Raw genomic sequence first — 22,419 nt, 5'->3', positions numbered from 1 at the left:
TTGAGCGCCACCGCTCTGGCGCTCGGTGTGTCCCTCACCGTCGGGTCGTACTTCGTGTTCGTACACGAGGACTCCCAGGCCGCGACGGTCGACAGCGGTGCCTACTACAGGCTGGTCTCGGTCCGCAGCGGCAAGGTGTTGGACGTCAACGGCTTCTCCACCGCCGACGGCACCCGGATCCAGCAGTGGGCCGACCAGAACACCGCCAACCAGCAGTGGAAACTGAAGCCCACCGGGGACGGCTACTACGAGCTGGTGAACCGCAACAGCGGCAAGGTGCTGGGCATCGCGGGCGGCTCGACCGCCCAGGGGGCTTTCGCCGAGCAGCAGACGGACCGCTCCTCCGCCTCCCAGCAGTGGCGGATCGGCGATGTGAGCGGGTCCGACGCCGTCACCTTCACCTCCCGCAAGAGCGGTCAGGTCCTGGACGTCACGGGCAACTCCACGGACCAGGGCGCGCAGGTCATCCAATGGTCCGGGTGGGGCGGCGCCAACCAGCAGTGGAAGCTGGTGAAGGTGGCCGAGAGCGGCGGCTCGCAGACCGGGTCCGGATCGTACGTGTGGCGGAACGCCCCGGTGGCGGGCGGTGGTTACGTGACCGGTCTGGTCTTCAACCAGAAGGAGAAGGGCCTGCTGTACGCGCGCACCGACATGGGTGGCGCGTACCGCTGGGACACCGGGGCCGAGCAGTGGATACCGCTGACCGACTGGATCGGCGAGAAGGACTGGAACCTGCTGGGCATAGATGCGCTGGCCACCGACCCCGTCGACCCCAACCGGCTCTACCTCGCGACGGGCACCTACACCAACGAGTGGGCCGGCAACGGCGCGATCCTGCGCTCCACCGACCGGGGCCGCACCTTCCAGCGCACCGATCTGCCGTTCAAGCTGGGCGGCAACGAACCCGGCCGCGGGGCGGGCGAACGGCTCGTGATCGACCCCGCGAACCACGGCACCCTGCTGCTGGGCACCCGCAAGAACGGCCTGTGGCGCAGCACCGACCACGGCGCGACATGGAGTCAGGTCTCCTCGTTCCCCGTCAAGGGCGGGGCGAGCAGCGGCGCGGGCATCTCCTTCGTGACGTACGGCCCGGCCGGCAGTAACACGGTCTACGTCGGCGTCAACGACAGGTCCACCTCCCTGTACCGCTCCACCGACGGCGGCAACTCCTGGCGGGCCGTCTCCGGGCAGCCCACCGGCCAGATGCCGCAGCACGGCGTGGTCTCCGGTGACGGCTCGCTGTACCTGTCCTACAGCAACAGCATCGGCCCCATGGACGCGACGGCGGGCTCGGTGTGGAAGTACACGCCGTCCGGCGGCGCGTGGAAGAACATCTCCCCCTCCCAGGGCGGTTACGGGTTCTCCGGTCTGGCCGTCGACCCGCAGAGACCGTCCACGGTGATGGTCACCACCCTCGACCGCTGGTGGCCCGAGGACGAGGTCTACCGGACCACCGACGGCGGCACGACCTGGAAGGCACTGGCCGACAAGTCGCAGCGCGACGCCTCCGGCGCTCCTTACGTCGGTACCGGCACCGGGCACTGGATGACCGCGCTGGCCATCGATCCCTTCGACTCCGGGCACGCGCTGTACGGCACCGGCAACGGCATCTGGCGCAGCAAGGACGCCAACGCCTCCGACAGCGGCGGCACCAGCCACTGGGCCTCCGGGGCCCGCGGGCTGGAGGAGACCTCGCTGGCGGACGCGATCGCCCCTCCCGGCGGCGCCACCGTCATCACCTCCATGGGCGACCAGGGCGGCTTCCGCCACGACTCCCTGACCGAGGTGCCCGCCGGACGGCTGAAGAACCCGCTGATGAGCAGCAGCACCGACATCGATTTCGCTCAGTCCAACCCCTCGATGATGGTCCGCGTCGGCCGTGGCGGCGCGCAGGACGGCGCCTACTCCACCGACGGCGGCAGCAGCTGGAACGGCTTCAAGTCAGAGCCGGTCAGCAGCTCCCAGATGGGCCGTGTCGCGCTTGCGGCGGACGGCTCCACCATCGTCTGGACCGAGGACGGTCAGGTCCCGTACCGCTCGACCGACAAGGGCTCGAGCTGGTCGAAGGTCAGCGGCCTGGGCACCGACGCCGAGGTCGTCGCCGACCGCTCCTCCGGCAACACCTTCTACTCCCTGTCCGGCGGCACCCTCTACGCCAGCACCGACGGCGGCGCGACCTTCACCGCCCGGACCGGCAACCTGCCCTCCGGCCGGCTCACGGCCGTCCCCGGCATCGCCGGGGACCTGTGGATCTCCGGCGGCGGCAAGGGGCTGCTGCACTCCACCGACGGCGGCCGCACCTTCACCCCGCTCGGCTCGGTGCAGTCCGCCTCGGCCCTCGGCTTCGGCAAGGCCGCACCCGGCGCCAACTACCAGGCCCTGTACCTGATCGGCACCGTCAAGGACGTCACCGGAGTCTTCCGCTCCACCGACAAGGGCGCCACCTGGCTCCGCGTCAACGACGACGCCCACCAGTGGGGCGCCATCGGCAGCCTCGGCATCATCACCGGCGACCCCGACACCTACGGCCGCGTCTACATCGGCACCAACGGCCGCGGCCTCCAGTACGGCGACCCGTCCTGATCCCGACCCCTGAGCGGGGCCGCAGGCCGAACCGCCTGCGGTCCCGCCGCGTCTGACGGAACACCAAGGACGACACCCATCGCGCCGACGCCGGGGATGCTGCGGGCATGCCTGCCCGTTCCGGTTCCGCTGCCTGGGCTGTGACCACTTCCGCACCGACCCGTCCTACCTGCCGGACCTGCGGGCTTACCTGGACACTCTGTTGCGGAACAGGGAACGCCTGACCGCGGCCAGTGAGCTCGACGACTGGGCCCGCGCGGAGGCGGCCCCATCCGAAGAGGAGATCGCCCGGCTACGAAGCCTGATCCGCAGGGTGGAGACCGATCTGAACGCCCTGACCCCGGAGGACCGCGAGGAGATCCGCCAGGCCACCGCGGTCCTGCGCAAGTCTCGAACGGCCCAGCTCGGGATGCCGGCCGTCCGACCCACCGCGAACGGAATCCGACTCGGGAGGGAAGCGTGAACCGGCCAACACCGGCCGACCAACTCGCGAAGACCCGCGCCGACGACTCAGCCCGCAGACGCCGCCGCGTCCTGGCCGCTCTTGACGACCTGACCCGCGACGGCCTAACGATCACTGTGTTCGCCGTGGCGCGCCTGGCCAACGTGCATCGCAGCATCTGCGGGGAGATGCTGCGGGAGTTCTCCAGCCGCTGGATCTCGGCCCACAGGGCGTCGGCCTTGGCCTGGAGGCCGGTCCGGGACGGGCTTCCCTCCTCGAGGCCAGCGATGGTGGCGGACAGGGCGTGCAGCTTTCTCGTAGGTGGCGGCGAGCTGTGCGTCTCGGGATATCGCCCAGGACAAGAGGGTGCTCCTTCGGCCGGTCGTGCTCGGCGGGTACGGACGGTGGTGCTGCCCGGGGCGGCGGCCGAGCGGGCCGCCGCACCCGGCGGAGTTGGATCAGTGCTGGTCGTCGAGGCGGCTGGTGCGCCGCCCGCCGCGGTCGACCACCAGGACCGTCTCGATGCGCGGCTCGGGCACGGTGACCTCGACGGTGACCGGCACCGGCTCGGGCGCGGCCACCGTGACGGCCGGCGCGGGGAGGGCTCGGCCTTGACCTCGTTCACGATCGTGGTGTGGGTGTGATCCAGCCGATGCCGCCGCGGCTGCGGCCGCCGGCACTACCCTGAGCGCCCGTGACGTCGTGGTTGCCGTCGAGATCGCCTCGCCGTCCACCCGGGTCACCGACCGGAAGATGAAGCCCGCCCTGTACGCGGCGGCCGGCATCGAGCACTACTGGCGTCTCGAACTCGACCCCGCCCCCCCGGCTCTACCTCGGACATCTGGAACGGGGCACCTACGTTGACCGTCTCGTCCAGGTCGGCGAGACCACCGCTCTCGATGACCCGTTCCCGCTCGATCTCGACCCGGCGGTCCTACGCCGGTAGAGCCCAGCAGTCCAGCCCGCCCCCGACCCCTTCGGGCCTCTGCGTGAGGGGACCGAGGGCGGGCTGCCAGACTGGTGATCATGAGTTCCGACCGCCGCGCTCTGTGGCATCCCTTCTCCGAGTCCGCGACCGATGCGCCTGTGGCGGCCGATGACCGGGCGCGGCTGGCGCTGGCCGAGCGGGCCCCCTTCCTGGAGCCGCGCATCGAGGACGCGCCGCCCACGGTGCCCGGCGCCCGCCGCCGGCTCGGCGAAGGCCACCTCGCCGACACCGGCCTGCCGGACGACCAGGCCTGACCCGATCCGCCGCCGACGTGTCCCGTCCCGGCCTGACAGGTCGGGTGCCCTGGCGGGTCGTACGGTCGGTGGGCGGGCAGTGCTGTCGCCTGCATCGTCGCCCGGCCGCTCCCCCCTCTTGGCGGCCGGGCCGACCCGCGCCCGGATCGGGCCCTCGGGCGGTGTCGGCTTTGGTGTTCTTCCGGTCGTTGACGCTGTGCTTGGTCGGCCCCGGACCCCCTGGGTTGCAGGGTGTCCGGGCGATGCGGCGCTTGTCGCGGATGACGATCGGAGACTGCTGTTCCCGCGACCCGGGGGGCTCCGGTCCGCTCATGCGGTGGCTCCCTTCGTGTCGTCGTCGACGATCTCCGCGTCGACGACCTCCTCCTCGGTGCCCGCGGCCCGGGCCGACGGGCCGGTGCCATCCGCAGCCCCGGGGGCCTGTGCGTACAGGGCGGCGCCGATCTTCTGCGCCGCGGCCGCGGCCTTGTCCACGGAGGCCCGCAGGGCGGCGGTGTCCTCGCCCTTGAGTTTGTCCTTGACGTCTGCGATTGCCGTCTCGACCTCGGACCTCACGTCGGCGGGGATCTTGTCGCGGTTGTCGGCGATCAGCTTCTCGGTCGAGTAGACGAGCTGCTCGCCCTGGTTGTGGGCTTCGGCTGCCTCCTTGCGGTGCCGGTCCTCCTCGGCGTGCTGCTCGGCTTCGCGGATCATCCGGTCGATGTCGTCCTTGGGCAGCGAGGAGCCGCCGGTGACGGTCATCTTCTGCTCCTTGCCGGTGCCGAGGTCCTTCGCGGCGACGTGCATGATGCCGTTGGCGTCGATGTCGAAGGTGACCTCGATCTGCGGCAGGCCACGCGGGGCGGGTGCGATGCCGGTCAGCTCGAACATGCCGAGCTTCTTGTTGTACGCGGCGATCTCCCGCTCGCCCTGGTAGACCTGCACGGTGACGGAGGGCTGGTTGTCCTCGGCGGTGGTGAAGACCTCCGACCGGCGGGTGGGGATCGTGGTGTTGCGCTCGATCAGCTTGGTCATGATGCCGCCCTTGGTCTCGATGCCGAGGGACAGCGGGGTGACGTCGAGCAGCAGGACGTCCTTGACCTCGCCCTTGAGGACACCGGCCTGCAGGGCGGCACCGACGGCGACGACCTCGTCCGGGTTGACGCCCTTGTGCGGGTCCTTGCCGGTCAGTTCCTTGACCAGCTCGGTCACGGCCGGCATCCGGGTCGAGCCGCCGACCAGGATGACGTGGTCGATGTCCGAGACCTTGATCTTCGCGTCCTTGACCGCGCTGTGGAACGGGCCCTTGCACCGCTCGAGCAGGTCGGCGGTCAGCTGCTGGAACTGGGCGCGGGTGAGCTTCTCCTCCAGGTGCAGCGGCCCGTCCGCGGAGGCGGTGACGTAGGGCAGGCTGATCGTCGTCTCGCTCGCGGCGGACAGCTCGATCTTGGCTTTCTCGGCGGCCTCGCGCAGCCGCTGGGCTGCCATCTTGTCCTTGCCGAGGTCGATGCCGTAGCCGTTCTTGAACTGCCTGACGAGGTGGTCGACGATCCGCTGGTCCCAGTCGTCGCCGCCCAGGTGGGTGTCGCCGGAGGTGGATTTCACCTCCACCACGCCCTCGCCGATTTCCAGCAGCGACACGTCGAAGGTGCCGCCGCCCAGGTCGAAGACCAGCACCGTCTGGTCGCTCTCCTTGTCCAGCCCGTAGGCGAGGGCGGCGGCGGTGGGTTCGTTGATGATCCGCAGCACGTTCAGGCCGGCGATCTCGCCCGCCTCCTTGGTCGCGGTGCGCTGGGAGTCGTTGAAGTACGCCGGGACGGTGATCACCGCGTCCGTCACGTCCTCGCCCAGGTACGCCTCCGCGTCGCGCTTGAGTTTCTGGAGTACCCGTGCGGAGATCTCCTGTGCGGTGTACCGCTTGCCGTCCACGTTCCCGTTCTCCGGGAACCGCCAGGCGCTCTCCCCCATGTGCCGTTTCACCGAGCGGGCGGTGCGGTCCACGTTGGTCACGGCTTGGCGCTTGGCGACCTCACCGACCAGCACCTCGCTGCCCTTGGCGAACGCCACGACCGACGCGGTCGTGCGCGCGCCCTCGGCGTTCGCGATGACCGTCGGTTCGCCGCCTTCGAGGACGCAGACCACCGAGTTCGTCGTTCCCAGGTCGATGCCGACTGCGCGTGTCATTGTCGGCCTCCTCTCAAGATCCCTTCGCTGCAGAAGTTGCCTATATAGAGGCATAAAACTTGAGTCGATGAGAGTCAAGTATCGACTGCTCCGGTCACCGTACGAGGGACGGCAGGTCCAAGCGGGAGGCCCGGGACCGGAGGTCCAGACTGCTTGACAGGCGCATCTCCTGGTTTTATGCAGGTCCACAGGAGGACGTTCAGCCTTCCGCCGGAGGCACACAGTGGGAGGTGGGCTGCCGTGGAAGCACCGCTGGTCCCGGCCGACCCCTACGCGGTTCTCGGAGTGACGCCCTCGGCGACCACGCGCCAGATCACCTCCGCCTACCGCGCCCTGGTGCGGGTACTGCACCCCGACAGCCGCCCCGCCGAACCGCGCTCGGCAGAACGGCTCCTCGAGGTCGTGGCCGCCTATCGGGTTCTCGGCGATGCCGATCGGCGGGCCGCCTACGACGCGCTCCAGCGGCAGGCGCGCGATCCGGATCCGCCCGTCGGCCGGACCTCGACCGACGCGGGCCGCCCACCCTCCCGAGGCGTGCCGGTGCGGGTACACCACGCCGGGGACCGACCCGTCACGGCCGGCGCCTGGATCCGGTCCGCGGAATCCGCGGAATCCGCGGAATCCGCGGAGTCCGGCCGGAACAGCCGGTGGCCGCCCAGTGCCGGGATACGGGTCGGCCCGGTGCAACGGGTGGCCGGAAACACGGGCGGTTCGGTCGACCTCGCCGACTTGCTGCTGCGGCACCTGTGGGGCATCGGCCGCCGGCCGTGACGGCCGAGGCCGGGCCCACAGCCGTGGCGCGTTCAGCCGTCCGCCGGCCCAGCCACTGGGCATGATCGGTCGAGCAGCCAAGCCAGCGCCGCACTACGGGGATCACAGGCCGCAGACCGGCACGACGGGCAGCCGGCCCGGTTTTCCTCGCCTCGTTCCGTATGCCTGCGCGCGGGCCACGACTGCCCGGCTCCCCGCAGTCCGAAGGTCCGCCACCGTCTGCCGCGGGCAGGCGGTTGTCGCGACGATGCGGACGAACGGCGAGGGGTCCCGCAGCTCGACGCACACCGCTGCGTCCCGGCGCGGGCGCAACGAGACGAAGTCCCGCCCGCCGGGATGGCGCCACACGCCCAGGCACATCAGCCCGGGCAGCCGCAGGCCGCGCTCCCGCACTCCTCGCACGGCCCGCCAGGGATCCGGACGGACGACGACCGTGGACACCGCCTCCAGCGGCACCCGGACCTGTCGGCGCCGCGCGACCAGCTGCTCCCACCATCCGAGGTGCAGCACCAGCGCGTCGCCGTCGACGGCAAGCCTCGGCATCGCTCCATCCCCCTTCCACTCCTCCGGGACGCTCACGCATCGGTGTCCGACGTCTGCCCGGCAGACCCGCCCGCCGCTGTTGCGCCTGCCGGTGGGCCGGGCTGCTCGGGCTGGGCGTGGGCCTGCGCGGCGAGCTGTGGTGCGCCGTGCCGTTCGGGGCGATGGCCTGCGGCGACGTGCCGGCGGGGGGTGCCGGCCGGGCCCGGTGGTGTCGGGATGAGTCGGCGGGCCAGGAGTCGGCCGACCCAGTGGCGTCCACACCGGGGGCACGGCGGCGCGCCGGCAGGGGTGTAGGGGGAGTCCACGGCGATGCCGTCCCTGGAGAAGTACTCCCAGTCGCTGCCGCCGTCGTCGCGGTAGTGCTGGACGTCGTAGTCGCAGCTCCACTGGTGCCAGCAGTGGCCGCAGGTGAACTCCACACGTTCCAAGGCCAGTTCCGTGATCACTTGTCACACCACCATCCGTGTTTCTGCATCTGGCGATCTCCGCAGGAGCGCTGCCGCACGGTCTGCGGCCCTCGGCGAGCAGGCCGTGGACGGGCGACGGCCCGGGCTGGCGCCGGTGCTTCTTCACGGCGGGCCGTTGCTAGGTGCGACCTGCGGGCCGCGCCCGCTGGGACGCGTTGAGGAGGAGTCCGTAGCCGGCGGGCAGCTGAAGAAGCAGACGCTCCAGCAGGTCCTCGCCGGCGAGGTCGGCGACGGCGCCGAGGACCGCGCCGACATCCTGCAGGGCACCGTCGGTGGCCGCGGTGCCGGCCCATCCCGCGACGGCGGCGACGAACTGGTCGGCGCTCAGCGGCCGGTCCGCGGCCGGCGCGTCGCGCACGACGGCGGCGTACTCCCCGGGGAGGCATCCGGCCAGGTCGAGCCGGTCGGCGCCGACCAGGTGCTCCGCGAGGAGGCCGAGGACGACCCGTACGAGATGCTCCGTGCCCTGTTCGTCCCGGGGGCCGCCGCGCTGGACGACCTGGTCCAGGAAGTCATCGCGGGAAACACCCATGATCAAATCCCCTCATCCCTGCACGAGGTTCCCGCTCCGGGATCGGAGTTCGACGGGGAATTCGCGATCCAGCCGTGTGAGTGCGAGCAGCCGCACGACGGGGCGGCTCGGAGCGCGCAGGGTCAGGCGTCGGCCGGTGCGCCTGGCGAGCCGGTGGGCCGCGGTGAGGGCCCGCAGGCCCGAGCAGTCGATGAACGTCACACCGGAGAGGTCGACGGCCACGTGCGCGTGGCGGGAGAGTGCGGCTTCCAGTCGGGCGCGCAGCGCGTCGGCGGTTTCGATGTCGATCTCCCCGCGCGCGGTCACCACGGTGACGCCGCCGTCCGGCGACGGGGGTGGCGGCACTGCGGCCGCCCCGGAGGTCGGGGCAGCCGCAGTGCGGGAACCGTCGAAGGCCGCGCCCCCAGCCGCAAGCCAGTCCGGGGCGCAGGTGGCGGCCATCGCTCATCCCTCCCTCGTCAGGCCTGGATCTCCTTGTGGTCCGAGACCCCGGTGATTTCGATCTTGCGGGGCTTGGCCTTCTCGGTGACCGGGATGTGCAGGGTGAGCACACCGGCCTCGTACTCGGCGTGGATGTTGTCGGTGTCCAGGGTGTCGCCGAGGAACAGCTGGCGCGAGAAGACGCCCAGCGGCCGCTCGGAGACCTCCATCTCGACGTCGTCGCCCTTGGCGGCCGGTCGGCGCTCGGCCTTGACCGTCAGCACGTTCTTCTCGACGTCGATGTCCACCGCCTCGGGGGTCACGCCCGGCAGGTCGAAGACCACGAGGTACTCGTCGCCGGAGCGGTAGGCGTCCATCGCCATCGCCGTCGGCCGCGACCAGGTGCCGGTCGTGCCGAGGAACTGCTGCGTGAGGCGGTCGAGCTCACGGAACGGATCGGTGCGCATCAGCATCGTGAACACCTCCACGACCCAGTCCGGACGAAACCGGACGTTTCGTTCACAAACGTTGTAGCATGTCGTCTATCGGATGACAAGACCACGAGTGGGCACGGACAATGACAGCACCGGAACGCGGGACGACGCCCGAGCCGCCCGTCACCGACGAGGCCGCACGGCCGCTGCTGACCGCCCTGACAGCCATGACCCGGGCCGTCACCGCAACCGACGACGGGGCCAGGGACCCGGCAGACCGTGCGCTGCATGCCCTGAGCGCGCTGCAGCACCTGCGCCAGGCGCTCGACCAGTGGGAGCCGCACCTCGTCGAGACCGCGCGGGGCGCCGGCGCCACCTGGGCCGACCTGTCCGGGCCGCTCGGCGTGAGGAGCCGCCAAGCCGCCGAACGCCGCTACCTGCGCACCCGCCGAACCGCCTCCGCTCCAGGGACGACGCAGGACCAACGGGTACGGGCCGAACGCGACCGCCGCGCCGCCGAACGCAGCGTCACCGCCTGGGCCCGTGCCAACCCCACAACGCTGCGCAGCCTCGCCGGCCAGATCGCAGCCCTCGACACCGCCGCCTACGGCACCCGCCGCCACCTCGCCACCCTGCGTGCCGCACTCGGCGCGGACGACGCGGCGCTGCTGCTCGAGCCGCTCGAGGCGCTCGCCCCGCTCCTCGCCGCCCGCCGACCGGACCTCGCCGCCCGCATCGACGCCCTGGTCCGCCACGCCGACCGGCTTCGCCGCGACAGCGACCAACGCCGCAACTGACCGACAGAGCCGATGCCCGGTCCACTCATCAAGGCGACCTGCTGGCCCCGGATCGGCCCGACCGAGTCAGCGGGAATCCGTTGCGTCGTCCTCGTCCGGGCCGGGAGCTGCCGTGCCGCCGGCGGCCTGGCGGGCGGCTCGTTCCGCGCGGAGTTCTTCGGCGACCTCGTAGGCACGGCCCGGGTCGTAGACGGTGACCGAAGTGCCAGGGCTGTACATCGCGGATGCCCGGGGCGTGTACTCGTAGCTCTCGACGCGGCGCCGGGCGGCTATGCCGTCGACCTCGCCGATGGGTACCCCCCACAGCTCGGCGGTGTGGGACGGGGTCCACCACTCGTCCGGACGCAAGAAGTCTCGCTTGACGTCCGTCTGACGCTCCACCGCCACCTGGGCCGGGGCGAGTTGCTCGGTCAACCAGCTGGTCAGCGCCTGTGCATCGACCCGAGAGAGCGGTGCGAAGGTCTCCGGTTCGCACTCCACCGTCTCGCCGCGGGTATGCAGCATCACCTTGATCGACTGTCGCTGCCCGAGACTGAGTCGCTCGATGACGACGACTCGCTGCAGATCAGCCATCGCCATGGTCGACGAACGCAGAAAGCGGGCGATGACGACCTGGGTCGGAGTTCCCCGGGGGCGGAACTCGACCCACCGCACCGTCGTGGACGCCGTGACGCACACCGCGGCCACGATGAGCAGGATCATTCCGACGACCGTGAGCGCCAGGATGACCCACAGACCGCCCCAGGCGACGGAACTCCCCGATATCACGGCGGCCAGCAGTGCGCCCAGCAGCAGGGGGGCGGCGACCACCGCCGGGACCGCGATGCTCGCGTAGAAACCGAACGCCAGTTGGCGGACCCGGCTGGGGACGAACAGCAGCCGCCATCCGTCCGTCACGGGTAACACAACTTTCGCCAGCGGGCCAGAACGCTGAGATCTCATGGCTCAAAGGTAGGGCCGTGCAAAGGAGTTCGTAAGGCCACTGCGGGCCGCACCTTCTCGAGGACGGGAACCGCAGGCGACAGCGCGTCAGCCGGTCAGGTGGGTGCAGAGGTCGGCCACGGCTTGGGGGTCCGGGTAGGCCGCGAGTTGTTCCAGGGGCAGCGCTGGCCGGCGGGGTCCAGCCGAGTCGCCGAGGGAAGCGAAGGCTCAGAGCGGGTGATGGCGCGGCGCGGCGGCGGGCGGTGCCGCCTGACGGGCGCCGGAGCGGTCAGAGCTCCGAGGCGTCGACCACGGCGACGTCCGGCTGGGTCCGCAGGGGCGGGAGGGGGACGACGAGGACGGGGCACGCCGCGTGCGCGGCGCAGTACCGTGCGGTGGAGAACCCGGGCAGCAGGCGTCGTCGCCGGGCGCCGACGACGAGGAGGTAGCCGTCCCGGTCGGCGGTCCGGCCGAGAAGCGGACACCGGGAGGGCGGCCGCCCGTTCCGAAGACGGATTCGAGGACGCCTGCCAGCGCCCGCTCCGCCATGGTCCGCTCCACCACGATGTGATCGGCGCTGTGGACGTTGGGAGTGGTCGCCATCACGGCCAGTACTTCGGCATCGAAGCGCCGGGCCTCGGTCACGGCACGGTGCAGGGCGGTGCTGCTTCCTATGGAACCGCTGACACCCCCGACGACCCGCCGGTAACCCTCGTGCATCACGCCTTCCCTGAGCCAGGCCAATGCCAAAAGGGTAGGAATCGGTCCCGGCCGGGGCCCTCCACCGTTCGGACCCCGGGGCGGACGGTTCCGGGGGGCCGGTCAGGGGGCCTGAGGGAGCAGGGCACCGGCACCGGACGTTCGCCTGGCAGACCCGCCGGGCGGCCGGCTCCGCAGCCGGCGCCCCGATACGGGCCCGGGCGGTGTGTGCGACGATGGACGTGGAGCTCACGCCCAGCAACATCAACAACGCCCGGCTGAAGCTCAAGCGGCTGGTCGAGCGCGGGATCCTGGTCGAGACCGGGCAGGGGTTGTTCACCCGTCCCCGGCCATAGCCTTGCGAGCCCGCGACCAGGTCACGACGCTTGAGTTGGCGTGGCGGTCGTGTGTCAACGGTGAAGCAGATTGCCGGCGCTACGCCCGGCGCCCGCGGGCGGCGGCAGCCGGTCGGCACCGGCCGAGGAATGCTCGGCGGGACGACGGGGGATGAACGCGGCCCCGTCGAAGGGTGGGCCGACCGGCTGGGTGTGGCTACTTGAGCGGCGTGCCGCCCGAGTTGTGGTACGCGATCGTCTTGTTGATCAGGTTTCCGCCGTCGGTCTCGGGCGTGGTCTGTTCCTGCCAGCCGGCGCCGAACAGGAGGGCGGCGACGTGTGCGTCCGCCACCTGGTTCAGGTGCGAGAAGAACCAGTCGACCTTGTCGTCCTTGTAGTGGTTGGGTGTGTTGTTCTGCGCCATGTTGCCCAGGGGGACCTGCCACAGGACCACCGGCTTGCCCACCGACTCGGCCATCGTCTTGTAGAACCCGAGCGCGGCAAAGGCCTTCTGGTCGTTCCAGAAGGTGTCACGGCTGCCATGGGCGGGCAGCGCGTACCAGCCCGCGTCGCGGTCCGTCACGTCGGTGACCAGGAAGTCGGCGTTCTTCGCCCCGAGGTCCGCGTAGTCCTTGACGCACTGCGGCGTGTTCTGCTGCCAGTCGAAGCAGGACAGGTGCAGTCCCACGCCGGTGTTCGGCGCGTACTTGTGCGCCATCGAGATCAGGCACTGGGCCAGGCCTGCGGCGCTGTTCTCCTGCGATCCGCAGTCCGTCGGATTCGCGGCCTTGACCTGCGCGGCGACCTGGTGCGGGTTGCCGAGCGAGCGGACGTAGCCCCAGAAGTCGGGCTCGAGGTCGATCATGTCGTGCGAGGTGCCGATCTTCTGGAGGAAGAAGCGGTAGTCGTTCAGGTAGCGGGTGAGCAGATCGGTCCTGTTGATGGCCTGGACCTCGCCCGGACCGTCGCCCTGGCCCGCCGCGTCTCCGAGGTCGCGCAGCGAGTACCAGGTCCAGAGGTTCTTCTGCGGGCGCGGCTTGCCCTGGTACGTCGCCTGGGTCACGAAGCTGTCGCGCCAGGTCACGTAGGTGCCGGGCGCGGTGGTGTCACCGGTCCAGCAGCCCCACCAGCCCGACCACGCGGCATTGCAGCGCGAGGCCGTGTAGTAGTCCGACGAGGGCGCGGGCTGGCTGTGCACGTAGGCGTACCGCACGTCGAACGGCGCGGCATTCGCCGAGGTGTCGTTCATGCTGCCGCCGATGAGCACCGTGCTACTGCCCATGAAACGCTTCGTCGAGCTGCCGCCGGCGGCGGTCGGGGACGCCGAGGGCGGCGCCGTCGTCGGACGGGTGCTCGGAGCCTGGCTCGCCGGAGCGCTGCCGCCCGGCGGGGTGGGCGTGGTGCTGCTGCCGGAGCTCCCCGTGTTCCCGGTGCCGTTGACGCTACCGGCCGGGACGAGCTTCCACTGCTGGTTGGGGCCGTTCCAGTCGTGGTACTGGGCGAGGTGGCCCCCGTCGGCCTTGGAGCCGAGCGGGACCTCGACGGCCATGCCACTGAAGCGGTTGATCAGACGCACGTAGCCGTCCGACGACTTCTCCAGGTGGAACTGCTGGTTGGCGCCGTTCAGGTCGCGCCACTGCACCAGCTCGGAGCCTTCGGTCTTCGACCAGTTGTAGTCGTCCAGCACCTTGCCGGAGTTCCGGTTCTGCAGCCGGTAGTTCCCGTCACCCGAGTCGATGAACTTCCACTGCTGGTTGGTTCCGCCGGTACGGCTCCACTGCCCCAACGAAGCACCGTCGTACGTGGCGTAGCCGAGTCCGTCCAGCGCCTCGCCGGTGTTGCGGTTGACCAGCACGTACCAGGCGTTCGTGTCCACGGCTCCCGCTGAGGCTGTGTTGACCACGACCACGGAACCGCCCACGACCGCCAGGCTGACGGCTGCCCAGAAACTCCGGCGCTGGTACAGCCGACGGCCACGATGCGTCTGCCGCCGCCCCGCAACGGCCGAGCGGAACGACGCGCGACCACGGCGGGCGCGGCCGCCGGGCGACGCCTCCGGCGACGTGGATGGACGAGGGAACATGTCGATGCTCTCTTTCAGCCGTTGCCTCTGACCAGACCGCCTGTCTGGACACCACCCAGTTGTCGCCGCCCCCGGAAAGGTTGCCCCGGACCGCGAAGATTTTTCGGGCATCGCGCGGCGGCTGGCGATCACGTCGTCGGGCGGGGCGGCGGCCGGGGCGAAACGCAGCCGACGACCGGTCGGCCGGTCGTCGGCGGTTCGGCCTGTCGCCCGGCGCGGCACCGGCCACACGGCCGGGAGTTCCGCTGCGGGCCAGGGCGGCGTGCGAGGCGATCGATGGTCGAACCCAGCTGGGGTTGCTCACCCAGCCGCGGCCCTACCCCAACTGAAATTGCAAAACGGACGCCACGTCACTTACCGCCCTCTCACGTCCACGGGAGAATTTCTCCTGGACGCAGGTGATCGCTCAGCCACAGCGCGGTGTTGCTGACGTGCATCAACGCAGCGGCCTGGCAGAGGGGGCGTCGCGGATCGACAGCGCCCGGAAGATCGCTTCGTGCTCGGCGATGGTCCGCGCCGAGGCCTGGGCGTCGACCAGACCTCGCCACGTGCGGGCGCAGAGTACGGCCGGAGACGCCCTCCAGGACCGTGACCAGGGTCTCGTTGCCTGTGGCCGCGATGACGGCGCGGTGGAACGCGACATCGTGGGCATTGAGTTGTTCCACGTCGTCGGATTCCGGCAGATGCTCCAGAACATCCTCACCGTCAACGCCACCCTGGTCTCGCAGCGGCAGAACGAGGAGATGAAGCAGCTCGCCGAGGCCGGACACGCCCAGAACGACGAGATCAAGAAGATCTCCTCCTGGGCGGCCATCCTCTTCGCGCCGACCCTGATCGGCACCGTCTACGGCATGAACTTCGAGGAGATGCCCGAACTCCACTGGGCATTCGGCTATCCGTTCGCGATCGCGCTGATGGGCGTGGTCTGCGTCAGCCTCTACATGATCTTCAAGCGCCGCAACTGGCTGTGACCGCAATGTCGAGGGAGGGAGGCGCGATGCGCCGTTACGGTTCCGTGGTCGTCTTCTCGGCGTTCCTCGCCTTCTGGCTCGATTCTCCCTGGTGGGCCGTACCCGGCCTTGCCGTCCCGGCCTCGGCGCTCACGGCCTGGGGCCTCTACAGGCGCCGGGCGGCAGAGTGCAGCCCGCACATGACCGGAGTCGACCACCGCCCGTGACCGGCCGAGCTGAGCTGTGGACCCGGCGCCCACGCTCCCGAAGACGCTGGACGGGCTTGGCACGGCGGTGCTGGGCGCCGGGCGGGCCACGGGTTGACGACGCTCGGCCGGAACGGCTCCGCCGTCAATGATCCGTCAGGAACGCCGCAGCAGTCGTCATGGGAACGTCAGGGAACGCTCTGCGGGGGTCCGGGACTCATACCGTCGTCCGTGCCGAACGACCCCGCGTCCCTTCGTGAGGAAGGAGCGCGGGGCCGTGCCGGGGCCCGGCTCCGGACGGACCACCGGGGGAGGGTCTTCGGCGGCCCACTGGCAGGGGGAGGGGGACGCGCGGTCATGGCACCGGGTGCGCTGGATACGACGACCGGTACCAAGAGGACGGGCTCGCCGGCGGTGGCGGGCCCCGGGGTGGTTGCTGGACCGCCCGGGCCGCGCGCTCCCCTTGCCGCGGCCTCGGCCGCCCGCCGACGCGTCGGCCGGTCCTCCTGGACCACCCCGCGCCTGGTCCGGGCGTTCACCGCGCTGTGCCTGGCCTGCGTGCTCGGCCTCGGCGGGGCCGTCGCCTCGGTGCTCGCCGGTGCGCGGGACGGCATCGACACCATCGGACACCGGGCCGCCCCGCAGGCCGTCCGCGCCGCCGACCTCTACTTCGCCCTCAGCGACATGGACGCCCAGGCGGCGAACCTCCTGCTGATCGGCGCGGACCCCGACTACCTCGCCCTGCGCAGGCAGACCCTGGACACCTACGAGCAGCGCCGCACCCAGGCGGGCGAGGACCTCCAGCGCGCCGCCGAAGCCGCCGCCGAAGACCCGGCCGGGCAACGCCGGGAGCTTGCACCCGGCACCCGTGTCCCACTGCTGTCCGCCAAGGCGTACCTGCCGATGCCGCCCGCTCTCCGGGGCGTTCTTATCGTCGAACTCGCCACCCCCGACCCGGACGGGTAGCAGCAGCTGTACTCCCGCCTGTTCGTCCGGACCGTTCGAAGCATCCGCTTCCCCGATGCCGGCGATGTCGACCACCTCGCGGCCGACAGCCCCGGTGCCGGTGGCCCGGCCGGGGCCGGTCCCATCGGTCCCGCGCTGCCGCAGGCCCCGAACGATCCCTTCGAGACGGTGCTCCGATGAGCCGCCGCGCCCTGTCCGCAGGGCCCGGCGGTCGGCTTCAGAACTTGTCCGGGTACTTCCGGGCCAGAATCAGGTAGACGGTGAGTGCGGCGGCGACCAGGAGACCGGCTGCGGTGTCGGCACTCATGTGCCACTCCTCATGGGTGTCAGGGCCTGCGTCGGAGCAGACGGAGGGCGTCCGGGGGCGGAATCCCCGGGCCGCGGTATGGATGCAGAGGCAGCCGTGCCGAGAGGCTATTCCCGCCCGTCGGGCACCCGGTCCGATCCTGACGACTCCTTGATCCCGGGGCCTCTATCTTGACGGATCGTTGACAGGAAACCGGCGTACAGTCACGGCCCGAGTTTCCGACTGGCCCACTGCCCTCGCCGCCGTTCGGGGCGGAGCGTTGCACGCCTACCGCCCGTTGTGCCGTGGGATCAGTGTCGTCCACCCGAGTGCACCGCCCCGCACATCACCGCCGACGCCGGCTGGAGCACTCGGCCGGACCACCGCTGTCCTTCTGCTGTCGGCCTGGCTGGCATCCCCGTCGGCCGCATCATCGACCGTCACGGCCTCCGCACGGTGATGACTGCGGGCTCCGTCCTCGGCGCCGTCGGGCTCGGCGCAACCCATCAGCCACGGCGGGAGAACCAGCCCTGAGCTTGACTCTGTCGGGGATCTTGGTCGCTGCCGTGTCAGCCGGCGGCTCGCCAGGAACGTAGGCGCGGGATGCTCTGCCGGTCGAGGTGGTCCTGGAAGGCCGTCGGTGGTCGTGGGGGCGCGGTCTTGCCGGAAGGCTGTCGGCTGAGGCGTTCGATGTTGACGGCGATGGCGGTGAGGACGTGCTGCAGGTGGGCCTTTGCCTGTCCGCGGTAGCGGCAGTGGCGCATGCCGTGGCCGTGGGCGAACTCGCAGATGGTGCCCTCGATGCCGGAGCGGACCGCGTAGCGCTTGTGCCAGTCCGGGTCCTGCTGCTCGGCGCGGTTGCGTCGTTGCAGTTCGAGCAGCTCGCGCGGCGGGAAGCCCACGGTGCGCGCTGAGTCGCGGGAGGTGGTGCACTTGGCCCGAACCGGGCAGGGCCGGCACTGGCTCCTGGTGAAGCGGGCCACGATCAGCGGGGCCGCGGTCGGCGAGGAGGCGGGAGACGAGCTGGCGGTGCCCGTGGCCAGCCTCGCTGGCATGCTCGCCCAGGGCGTGCAGTTCGTCCAGTTCCGTGCGCCGCAGGGTGCAGCCGGCATCCGGCCGCCCGGCCCCGGCCAGGCCTCGACCGGAAGTGCCAGGGGACCGCTCGCCCACGGGACACGGAGCCACCAAGAAGGTAATGGGGGCTGCCAGGTCGGCGGCTTCGGTTCACACGGTGTGGCCGCGCCCGGACAGCAGGTCGCGGAGCCGGTCGACCAGGCCGACCGCGGGTACCAGGAGCTTGTTCGTGGGTTCGGAGGGGTGGGGCCGGGTGGGCGCGAGCTTCTTCGCGTGGCGCACCTTGCGGCCCAGCTCCTGCAGCTCGTCGGTGGTGCAGGAGCTGCGGAGCGCGGGGAAGACCTGGTGCTCTTGGGCCTCGACGTGGGCGGAGACCCCGGCCGCAAGGCGGTCCACGAGGTCGTCGAAGCCCGGGTCGTGGGCCTGGTGGTGCTCCAGCTCCCGCAGCGTCTCCTCGATCCGGCCGTCCCGGGCCGTCGCCGCCTCGGTGAGCGCCGTCCCGCCCATCACCCGCTCGCGCACAGCGGGGCGCAGGTACTCCTCCTCCGCGACGATGTGCCGCACCAGGGCGATCGTGAGGTCGTCGGCGCGGTGCTTGCGGCGGGCGTCCGCCGGCGGGAGCACCCGGATCTGGTCGAACAGCGCCTCCACCTCCCGGTGGTCGACGACGAGCTCCTCCACGATGTCCAGACCGTGCATGTCGTCCCACCTCCGGTTGCAAGGCGGCCCGGGACCGTGCAGGGCACGGCCGCCCGGTCCCGTCCGTTGCAGGTTTTCCTGTACGCCGGGCCCGTTCTCCGTCTCCTGCCATTGTCCTGCGGAACGCGGGCGCTCCCGCGAACAGGAGAGCTCGGCAGCGGCCCGTCCCGGGTGTCAGGCCGGACCCGCGGGCGGGCGCAGCAGCTGCCCGAGTCCTTCGGGGGTTGCGGCGACGACGACCAGGTCGCCGTCGCTGAGCATGCGGGTGGGTGGTGGGTTCCAGAGCAGCTCGGGGGCGGTGGTGTAGGGGTGGGCGAGGTCGGGGCTGCGTTCGCCGGGTTCGGCGAGGTCGACGGCCAGGATCCTCCAGTGGCCCGGGCGGTGTGCCGCGGCGACGGTGTGCCCGGTGAGTCGGGGGTTGCGGGCCACGTCGACGGCGGCGACGAGCAGGACCTGGCCGCCGACGGCGAGGGCGCCGATGACCTGGCGGCCCATCATGGCGGAGGCGAAGGACGGGGCGGCGAGGAAGGAGACGCTGCGGCTGCGGGTCTCGGCCCGGGGGTAGGAGTCGCGCAGGGCGCTGTAGATGTCGCCGGCGAAGTCGTCGTCGAACAGGCGCAGGACGACCCTGAGCCCGGGGTGGCATTCGCGGGCGTGCAGGGCGGTCTCGAGGTTGGTGCTGTCGTCGCTGGTGAGGGTGATCAGGGCCTGGCTGCGGGTGATGTGCGCGGTCTCCAGGACGCCGTCCTGGGTGGCGTCGCCGATGACGACGGGGACGCCGTAGGCGCGGGCCCTTGCCACGCCGCGGGCGGCGGGGTCGCTCTCCACGCACACGACGGGCACCTCCAGCTCCCACAGGCGTTCCAGTACGCGGCTGCCGACGCGGCCGAGTCCGACCAGCACGATGTGCCCGGACAGGCCGCGCGGTGGGCGCCGCAAGGCCGAGACGGTGCGGAAGGTGCCGAGGGCTTCCAGGACGAGGGCGGTCAGCAGTGGCATCAGCAGCAGGCCGGCCACGGCCGTGAGGATCTGCAGGGTCTTGCGGGCGGGGTTGCCGTCGTCGGCGGGGTCGGCGGTGCCGAGAACGTCCAGCACGGTCAGCCACAGGGCGTGCAGCGGGGGCTGGCCGGCGAGGGCGGTGGTGAGCGCGGCGAGCACCCCGATCAGTGCCGCCAGACCGGCCAGTGCCCACCGCAGGCGCGGCGAGAACAGGGCTGCGAAGGGCAGGCCGGTCAGTCCCGGCAGCCGCCGGGTGCGGCCGATGGGCTGTGCGGGGCCGAGGAGTTCCAGGACGACCCGCTCGGCGCCGTCCGGCACGCGCGCGGGATCGGGAAGGACGAGCTCGCCCCTGCCGTCCTGCTCCGTGCTGGTGAGCGTGGCGATCTCATGGCCCGGTTGCCGGGCGGGTCCCGCTTCCACCGCGCGCAGCAGACGGCCGTCGACGTGCACGACGTGGCTGCGGCCGGAGACGGCGGCCGCGACCAGGGCCGGGGCGGCGGTGGCGGAGGTGGACAGCACGGTGGTGGAGGCCTGGAGGGCGGCCGCGGTGAGATGGGGGTCGCGGGCGATCGCGGCCCGGTCCAGCAGCTGCTCGACGCGGCGGCCGAGGCGGCGGTTGTAGATCCGCAGCACCAGCCGCAGCCCGGGATTGAGCCGCCGGGCGCGCAGCCCGGCGTGCAGGTTGGCCTTGTCGTCGTCCGAGGTCAGCGCGAGGGCCACCGCGCCGTCCACGCCGACCGCGCGCAGGGTCGCCAGATCGAGCTGTTCGGCCTCGACGACGCCCACCGCAGTGTGCTCGGCGGCCAGTGCCGCGATCTGCGGGCCGTGGCCGCCGCGCAGCGAGGGCAGGACGACGGTGACGCGCTGCCCGTAGAGGGTGGCCAGCTCGACAGCCAGGCGGTGGGCGAGCGCGTCGTCCCCGCAGACGATCATGTGGTTGCGGGGCTGCGGCGCGGGCGCCGCCTGCTGCCTCGGCAGATGCGGCCGCAGAGCGGGGGTATGCAGGCCGGGGCGGTCGGCGGGTGTCGTGGCCATGAGGGCCAGTCTGCCGTTCGATCCGACTGCCAGGAGCAGAAAACCCCCTCCCCTGGCCGGTGGTTGACGGCCGGTCACCGCATGACGGACCGAGCACAGGGCCGCGCACTCCGGAGACGGGCGCCCACCGGTCCGCCGGCGCCGGACGTGGGGAAGCCAAGGGTTTTGACGCTTCCTTGATGCTTCCTTGACACTTCGATGACGGGTTCCTGGCGTAGTCTTTTCGCCTGGTGTGCCGGGAAGCCTGGTCGGCGACGTACTGAACGTTTTGAAAACGTCCCGACCCGGAGCGTGACCGCCATGTCCTCCCCCGCTGCCACCAGTATTTCCGCACCGTCCGCCCCCGCGCGGCGTGGGCCGCGCCGGTCGGTGCTGTTCTTCGCCTTCGCGTTCGCCGTGATCGCCGACCCGGTGTCCTCGGTCGCGTACGCCATCGAGGCCGCGTTGCACGCCCTGCACGGCGACCTCGCCCTGCTGCTGCCCACCATGGCCCTGGTCGTCGGCCTGGTCGTGGTGGTCACCGCCAACTACTGGCAGCTGGTGCGGCGCTTCCCGAAGGGTGGCGGTGCGGCCGCCGCCGCGGCGCGGGCCTTCGGCGCCAAGTGGACCTTCCTGCCGATCGGCGCACTGGTCGTCGACTTCGTCCTGACGATCGGGATCTCCATCGCCGCCGCGTCCAGCGCCGTCATCGCGCTCGCCCCGGCCCTCGCACCGATCCGGATCCCGCTCGCCCTCGTCCTGCTGCTCGTCGTGGCCGCACTGACCTGGTTCGGCCACGGCGGGCGGCTGCTGTTCGCAGCGATGACGGTCGTCTTCGTCGTCACGGCCGGGGCCGTGCTGGTTCTCGGCTTCCTCGCCCCGCACGCTGCCGGCAGTGCCCCCGCCGCCGCAGACCCCGGGCGTCCCGCCGTGCTCGCCGTGGTGATGGCGTTCCCGGTGGCCATGGCCCTCGCGACCGGCGTCGAGGCGCCGTCGACCGCGATCGCCCAGCTCGGTCAGCTCGACGACCGCGACCGCCGCCGCTTCGGCCGCGGCACCCTGGCCCTGCTCCTGGTCATCGTGGGCGGCCTCACCCTGGCCCTGGCCGGCCTCGCGGTGAAACTCGGCATCGGCCTGCCGGGCACGGACTCCACCCAGATCGCCGACATCGCCCGGGCCTCCGCCGGCCCCGGCTGGCTCTACGGCACCTTCCAGCTCTCCAGCTCCCTGCTGCTGCTCGCCGCCGCGAGCTCGTCCTTCCAGGCCGGCCCCGGACTGCTCAAGGCGCTCGCCGGGACCGCCCGGCGGCCGGGTGTCCTGCCGGCCTTCCTGGGCCGCACCAACAAGCACCACACCCCGTACTGGTCGGTCGTGGTGTACCTGGGCGCCGCCGCCGTGATCATCGTTGCGGCGGCCGGGCAGGAGCAGGAGCTGGTGCTGTTCTACGCCGTGTCGGTGTTCGTCAGCTTCCTGGTGGGACTGCTGGCCATGGCCCGCTTCGCCCGGTCCGAGCGCAAGCCCCTGCTGGCGCTGGTCAACGCGGGGGCTGCCGTCGCCGTCGCGTTCACGCTGGCCGTGAACCTGCTGCGCGGCTGGCCGGTGCTCTCCCTCGTCGCCACCCTCGCCATCGGCGGCGCCCTCTACCTGCGCTGGGCCCGCGCCGGGCGCCCGAGCGGCATCGAGGACGTCGAGAGCCGGGCCGAAGCCGGCTGACGTGCAGCCCCGGAGCGCCTACCGCGCGCTCGGCGCACCATGCCCTCGCCGCGGCGCAGCCACCAGCGGATGCCCGGGAG

General features: G+C 71.6%; 23 protein-coding genes and 2 pseudogenes. 10 read left to right on the top strand and 15 right to left on the bottom strand.

From position 1 onward, the window contains the following. Together AB0M03_RS27345 and AB0M03_RS27340 are read left to right on the top strand one after the other, a co-directional pair. On the top strand, positions 1-2,583 hold the full coding sequence (locus AB0M03_RS27345) for an RICIN domain-containing protein (RefSeq protein WP_363495412.1): 2,583 nt from the start codon (positions 1-3) through the stop codon (positions 2,581-2,583). Between the two features lie 202 nt (positions 2,584-2,785). Beyond that, a complete protein-coding gene (locus AB0M03_RS27340) occupies positions 2,786-3,046 on the top strand; it encodes a transposase (RefSeq protein ID WP_363495409.1) in 261 nt (86 codons plus the stop codon). Between the two features lie 437 nt (positions 3,047-3,483). On the opposite strand, the gene AB0M03_RS27335 is transcribed toward AB0M03_RS27340, so the two are convergent. Beyond that, the gene (locus AB0M03_RS27335; protein ID WP_363495406.1) at positions 3,484-3,606 is read right to left on the bottom strand and encodes a hypothetical protein; all 123 of its coding nucleotides are present in this window, start codon (positions 3,604-3,606) and stop codon (positions 3,484-3,486) included. Positions 3,607-3,727: 121 nt separating this feature from the next. On the opposite strand from AB0M03_RS27335, the gene AB0M03_RS27330 reads away from it, so the two are divergent. Continuing rightward, positions 3,728-3,889, top strand: a complete 162-nt coding sequence (locus AB0M03_RS27330) for a Uma2 family endonuclease (RefSeq protein ID WP_363495404.1) — start codon at positions 3,728-3,730, stop codon at positions 3,887-3,889. A gap of 162 nt (positions 3,890-4,051) precedes the next feature. After that, positions 4,052-4,267 (top strand): hypothetical protein, encoded by a 216-nt coding sequence (locus tag AB0M03_RS27325; RefSeq protein WP_363495401.1) that lies wholly within the window; start codon positions 4,052-4,054, stop codon positions 4,265-4,267. A gap of 309 nt (positions 4,268-4,576) precedes the next feature. Here AB0M03_RS27325 and dnaK read toward each other — a convergent pair whose 3' ends face one another. Further along, positions 4,577-6,430, bottom strand: coding sequence for a molecular chaperone DnaK (gene dnaK / locus AB0M03_RS27320; RefSeq protein WP_363495398.1), 1,854 nt, complete (start codon positions 6,428-6,430; stop codon positions 4,577-4,579). Between the two features lie 177 nt (positions 6,431-6,607). On the opposite strand from dnaK, the gene AB0M03_RS27315 reads away from it, so the two are divergent. Further along, positions 6,608-7,201 (top strand): J domain-containing protein, encoded by a 594-nt coding sequence (locus tag AB0M03_RS27315; RefSeq protein ID WP_363495433.1) that lies wholly within the window; start codon positions 6,608-6,610, stop codon positions 7,199-7,201. A gap of 102 nt (positions 7,202-7,303) precedes the next feature. Here AB0M03_RS27315 and AB0M03_RS27310 read toward each other — a convergent pair whose 3' ends face one another. From AB0M03_RS27310 to AB0M03_RS27290, 5 genes are all read right to left on the bottom strand, one after another. Beyond that, positions 7,304-7,744 carry a hypothetical protein gene (locus AB0M03_RS27310; RefSeq protein WP_363495395.1) on the bottom strand — a complete coding sequence of 147 codons (441 nt, stop codon included), beginning with the start codon at positions 7,742-7,744 and terminating at the stop codon, positions 7,304-7,306. 32 nt (positions 7,745-7,776) lie between these two features. Continuing rightward, the gene (locus AB0M03_RS27305; RefSeq protein ID WP_363495430.1) at positions 7,777-8,163 is read right to left on the bottom strand and encodes a hypothetical protein; all 387 of its coding nucleotides are present in this window, start codon (positions 8,161-8,163) and stop codon (positions 7,777-7,779) included. 166 nt (positions 8,164-8,329) lie between these two features. Next, positions 8,330-8,743, bottom strand: a complete 414-nt coding sequence (locus AB0M03_RS27300; RefSeq protein ID WP_363495392.1) for a DUF2267 domain-containing protein — start codon at positions 8,741-8,743, stop codon at positions 8,330-8,332. Positions 8,744-8,755: 12 nt separating this feature from the next. Next, positions 8,756-9,184 carry an STAS domain-containing protein gene (locus tag AB0M03_RS27295; protein WP_363495389.1) on the bottom strand — a complete coding sequence of 143 codons (429 nt, stop codon included), beginning with the start codon at positions 9,182-9,184 and terminating at the stop codon, positions 8,756-8,758. 17 nt (positions 9,185-9,201) lie between these two features. After that, positions 9,202-9,636, bottom strand: a complete 435-nt coding sequence (locus tag AB0M03_RS27290; RefSeq protein WP_363495386.1) for an Hsp20/alpha crystallin family protein — start codon at positions 9,634-9,636, stop codon at positions 9,202-9,204. 104 nt (positions 9,637-9,740) lie between these two features. On the opposite strand from AB0M03_RS27290, the gene AB0M03_RS27285 reads away from it, so the two are divergent. Beyond that, entirely contained in the window at positions 9,741-10,394 is a 654-nt protein-coding gene (locus AB0M03_RS27285) for a type III effector protein (RefSeq protein ID WP_363495383.1), read from the top strand. A gap of 66 nt (positions 10,395-10,460) precedes the next feature. Here AB0M03_RS27285 and AB0M03_RS27280 read toward each other — a convergent pair whose 3' ends face one another. The 4 genes and pseudogenes from AB0M03_RS27280 to AB0M03_RS27265 form a co-directional block, all read right to left on the bottom strand. After that, on the bottom strand, positions 10,461-11,291 hold the full coding sequence (locus AB0M03_RS27280; protein ID WP_363495380.1) for a hypothetical protein: 831 nt from the start codon (positions 11,289-11,291) through the stop codon (positions 10,461-10,463). Positions 11,292-11,604: 313 nt separating this feature from the next. Beyond that, positions 11,605-12,279 carry a universal stress protein gene (locus tag AB0M03_RS27275; RefSeq protein WP_363495427.1) on the bottom strand — a complete coding sequence of 225 codons (675 nt, stop codon included), beginning with the start codon at positions 12,277-12,279 and terminating at the stop codon, positions 11,605-11,607. A gap of 287 nt (positions 12,280-12,566) precedes the next feature. Then, on the bottom strand, positions 12,567-14,279 hold the full coding sequence (locus AB0M03_RS27270; RefSeq protein ID WP_363495424.1) for an RICIN domain-containing protein: 1,713 nt from the start codon (positions 14,277-14,279) through the stop codon (positions 12,567-12,569). A gap of 518 nt (positions 14,280-14,797) precedes the next feature. Next, positions 14,798-15,103, bottom strand: a pseudogene (locus AB0M03_RS27265) (FCD domain-containing protein); the annotation flags it as partial. Between AB0M03_RS27265 and AB0M03_RS27260 the strand changes: the two are divergent. The 3 genes and pseudogenes from AB0M03_RS27260 to AB0M03_RS27250 all read left to right on the top strand — a co-directional run. Then, positions 15,098-15,403 (top strand): annotated as a pseudogene (locus AB0M03_RS27260) (CorA family divalent cation transporter); the annotation flags it as partial. The pseudogenes AB0M03_RS27265 and AB0M03_RS27260 sit on opposite strands and share 6 nt — an antisense overlap. Positions 15,404-15,429: 26 nt before the next feature. Then, complete coding sequence (locus AB0M03_RS27255) at positions 15,430-15,609, top strand: hypothetical protein (RefSeq protein ID WP_363495377.1); 180 nt, start codon at positions 15,430-15,432, stop codon at positions 15,607-15,609. A gap of 408 nt (positions 15,610-16,017) precedes the next feature. Continuing rightward, positions 16,018-16,554, top strand: a complete 537-nt coding sequence (locus AB0M03_RS27250; protein ID WP_363495374.1) for a hypothetical protein — start codon at positions 16,018-16,020, stop codon at positions 16,552-16,554. Between the two features lie 217 nt (positions 16,555-16,771). On the opposite strand, the gene AB0M03_RS27245 is transcribed toward AB0M03_RS27250, so the two are convergent. From AB0M03_RS27245 to AB0M03_RS27230, 4 genes are all read right to left on the bottom strand, one after another. After that, positions 16,772-16,861, bottom strand: a complete 90-nt coding sequence (locus AB0M03_RS27245) for a K(+)-transporting ATPase subunit F (RefSeq protein ID WP_363495371.1) — start codon at positions 16,859-16,861, stop codon at positions 16,772-16,774. Between the two features lie 548 nt (positions 16,862-17,409). Then, positions 17,410-17,895 (bottom strand): transposase, encoded by a 486-nt coding sequence (locus tag AB0M03_RS27240; RefSeq protein ID WP_363495368.1) that lies wholly within the window; start codon positions 17,893-17,895, stop codon positions 17,410-17,412. A gap of 169 nt (positions 17,896-18,064) precedes the next feature. After that, entirely contained in the window at positions 18,065-18,613 is a 549-nt protein-coding gene (locus AB0M03_RS27235; RefSeq protein ID WP_363495365.1) for a hemerythrin domain-containing protein, read from the bottom strand. 174 nt (positions 18,614-18,787) lie between these two features. Then, positions 18,788-20,647, bottom strand: a complete 1,860-nt coding sequence (locus AB0M03_RS27230) for an NAD-binding protein (RefSeq protein ID WP_363495362.1) — start codon at positions 20,645-20,647, stop codon at positions 18,788-18,790. Between the two features lie 369 nt (positions 20,648-21,016). On the opposite strand from AB0M03_RS27230, the gene AB0M03_RS27225 reads away from it, so the two are divergent. Beyond that, positions 21,017-22,339 carry an amino acid permease gene (locus AB0M03_RS27225; RefSeq protein ID WP_363495359.1) on the top strand — a complete coding sequence of 441 codons (1,323 nt, stop codon included), beginning with the start codon at positions 21,017-21,019 and terminating at the stop codon, positions 22,337-22,339. Positions 22,340-22,419 lie beyond the last annotated feature (80 nt).

The sequence above is a fragment of the Kitasatospora sp. NPDC051914 genome, assembly GCF_040680995.1.
In the GTDB taxonomy this organism is placed as follows: domain Bacteria; phylum Actinomycetota; class Actinomycetes; order Streptomycetales; family Streptomycetaceae; genus Kitasatospora.
The sequence above is the reverse complement of the archived record's forward strand: the minus strand, read 5'-3'. Positions and strand labels throughout refer to the sequence as shown.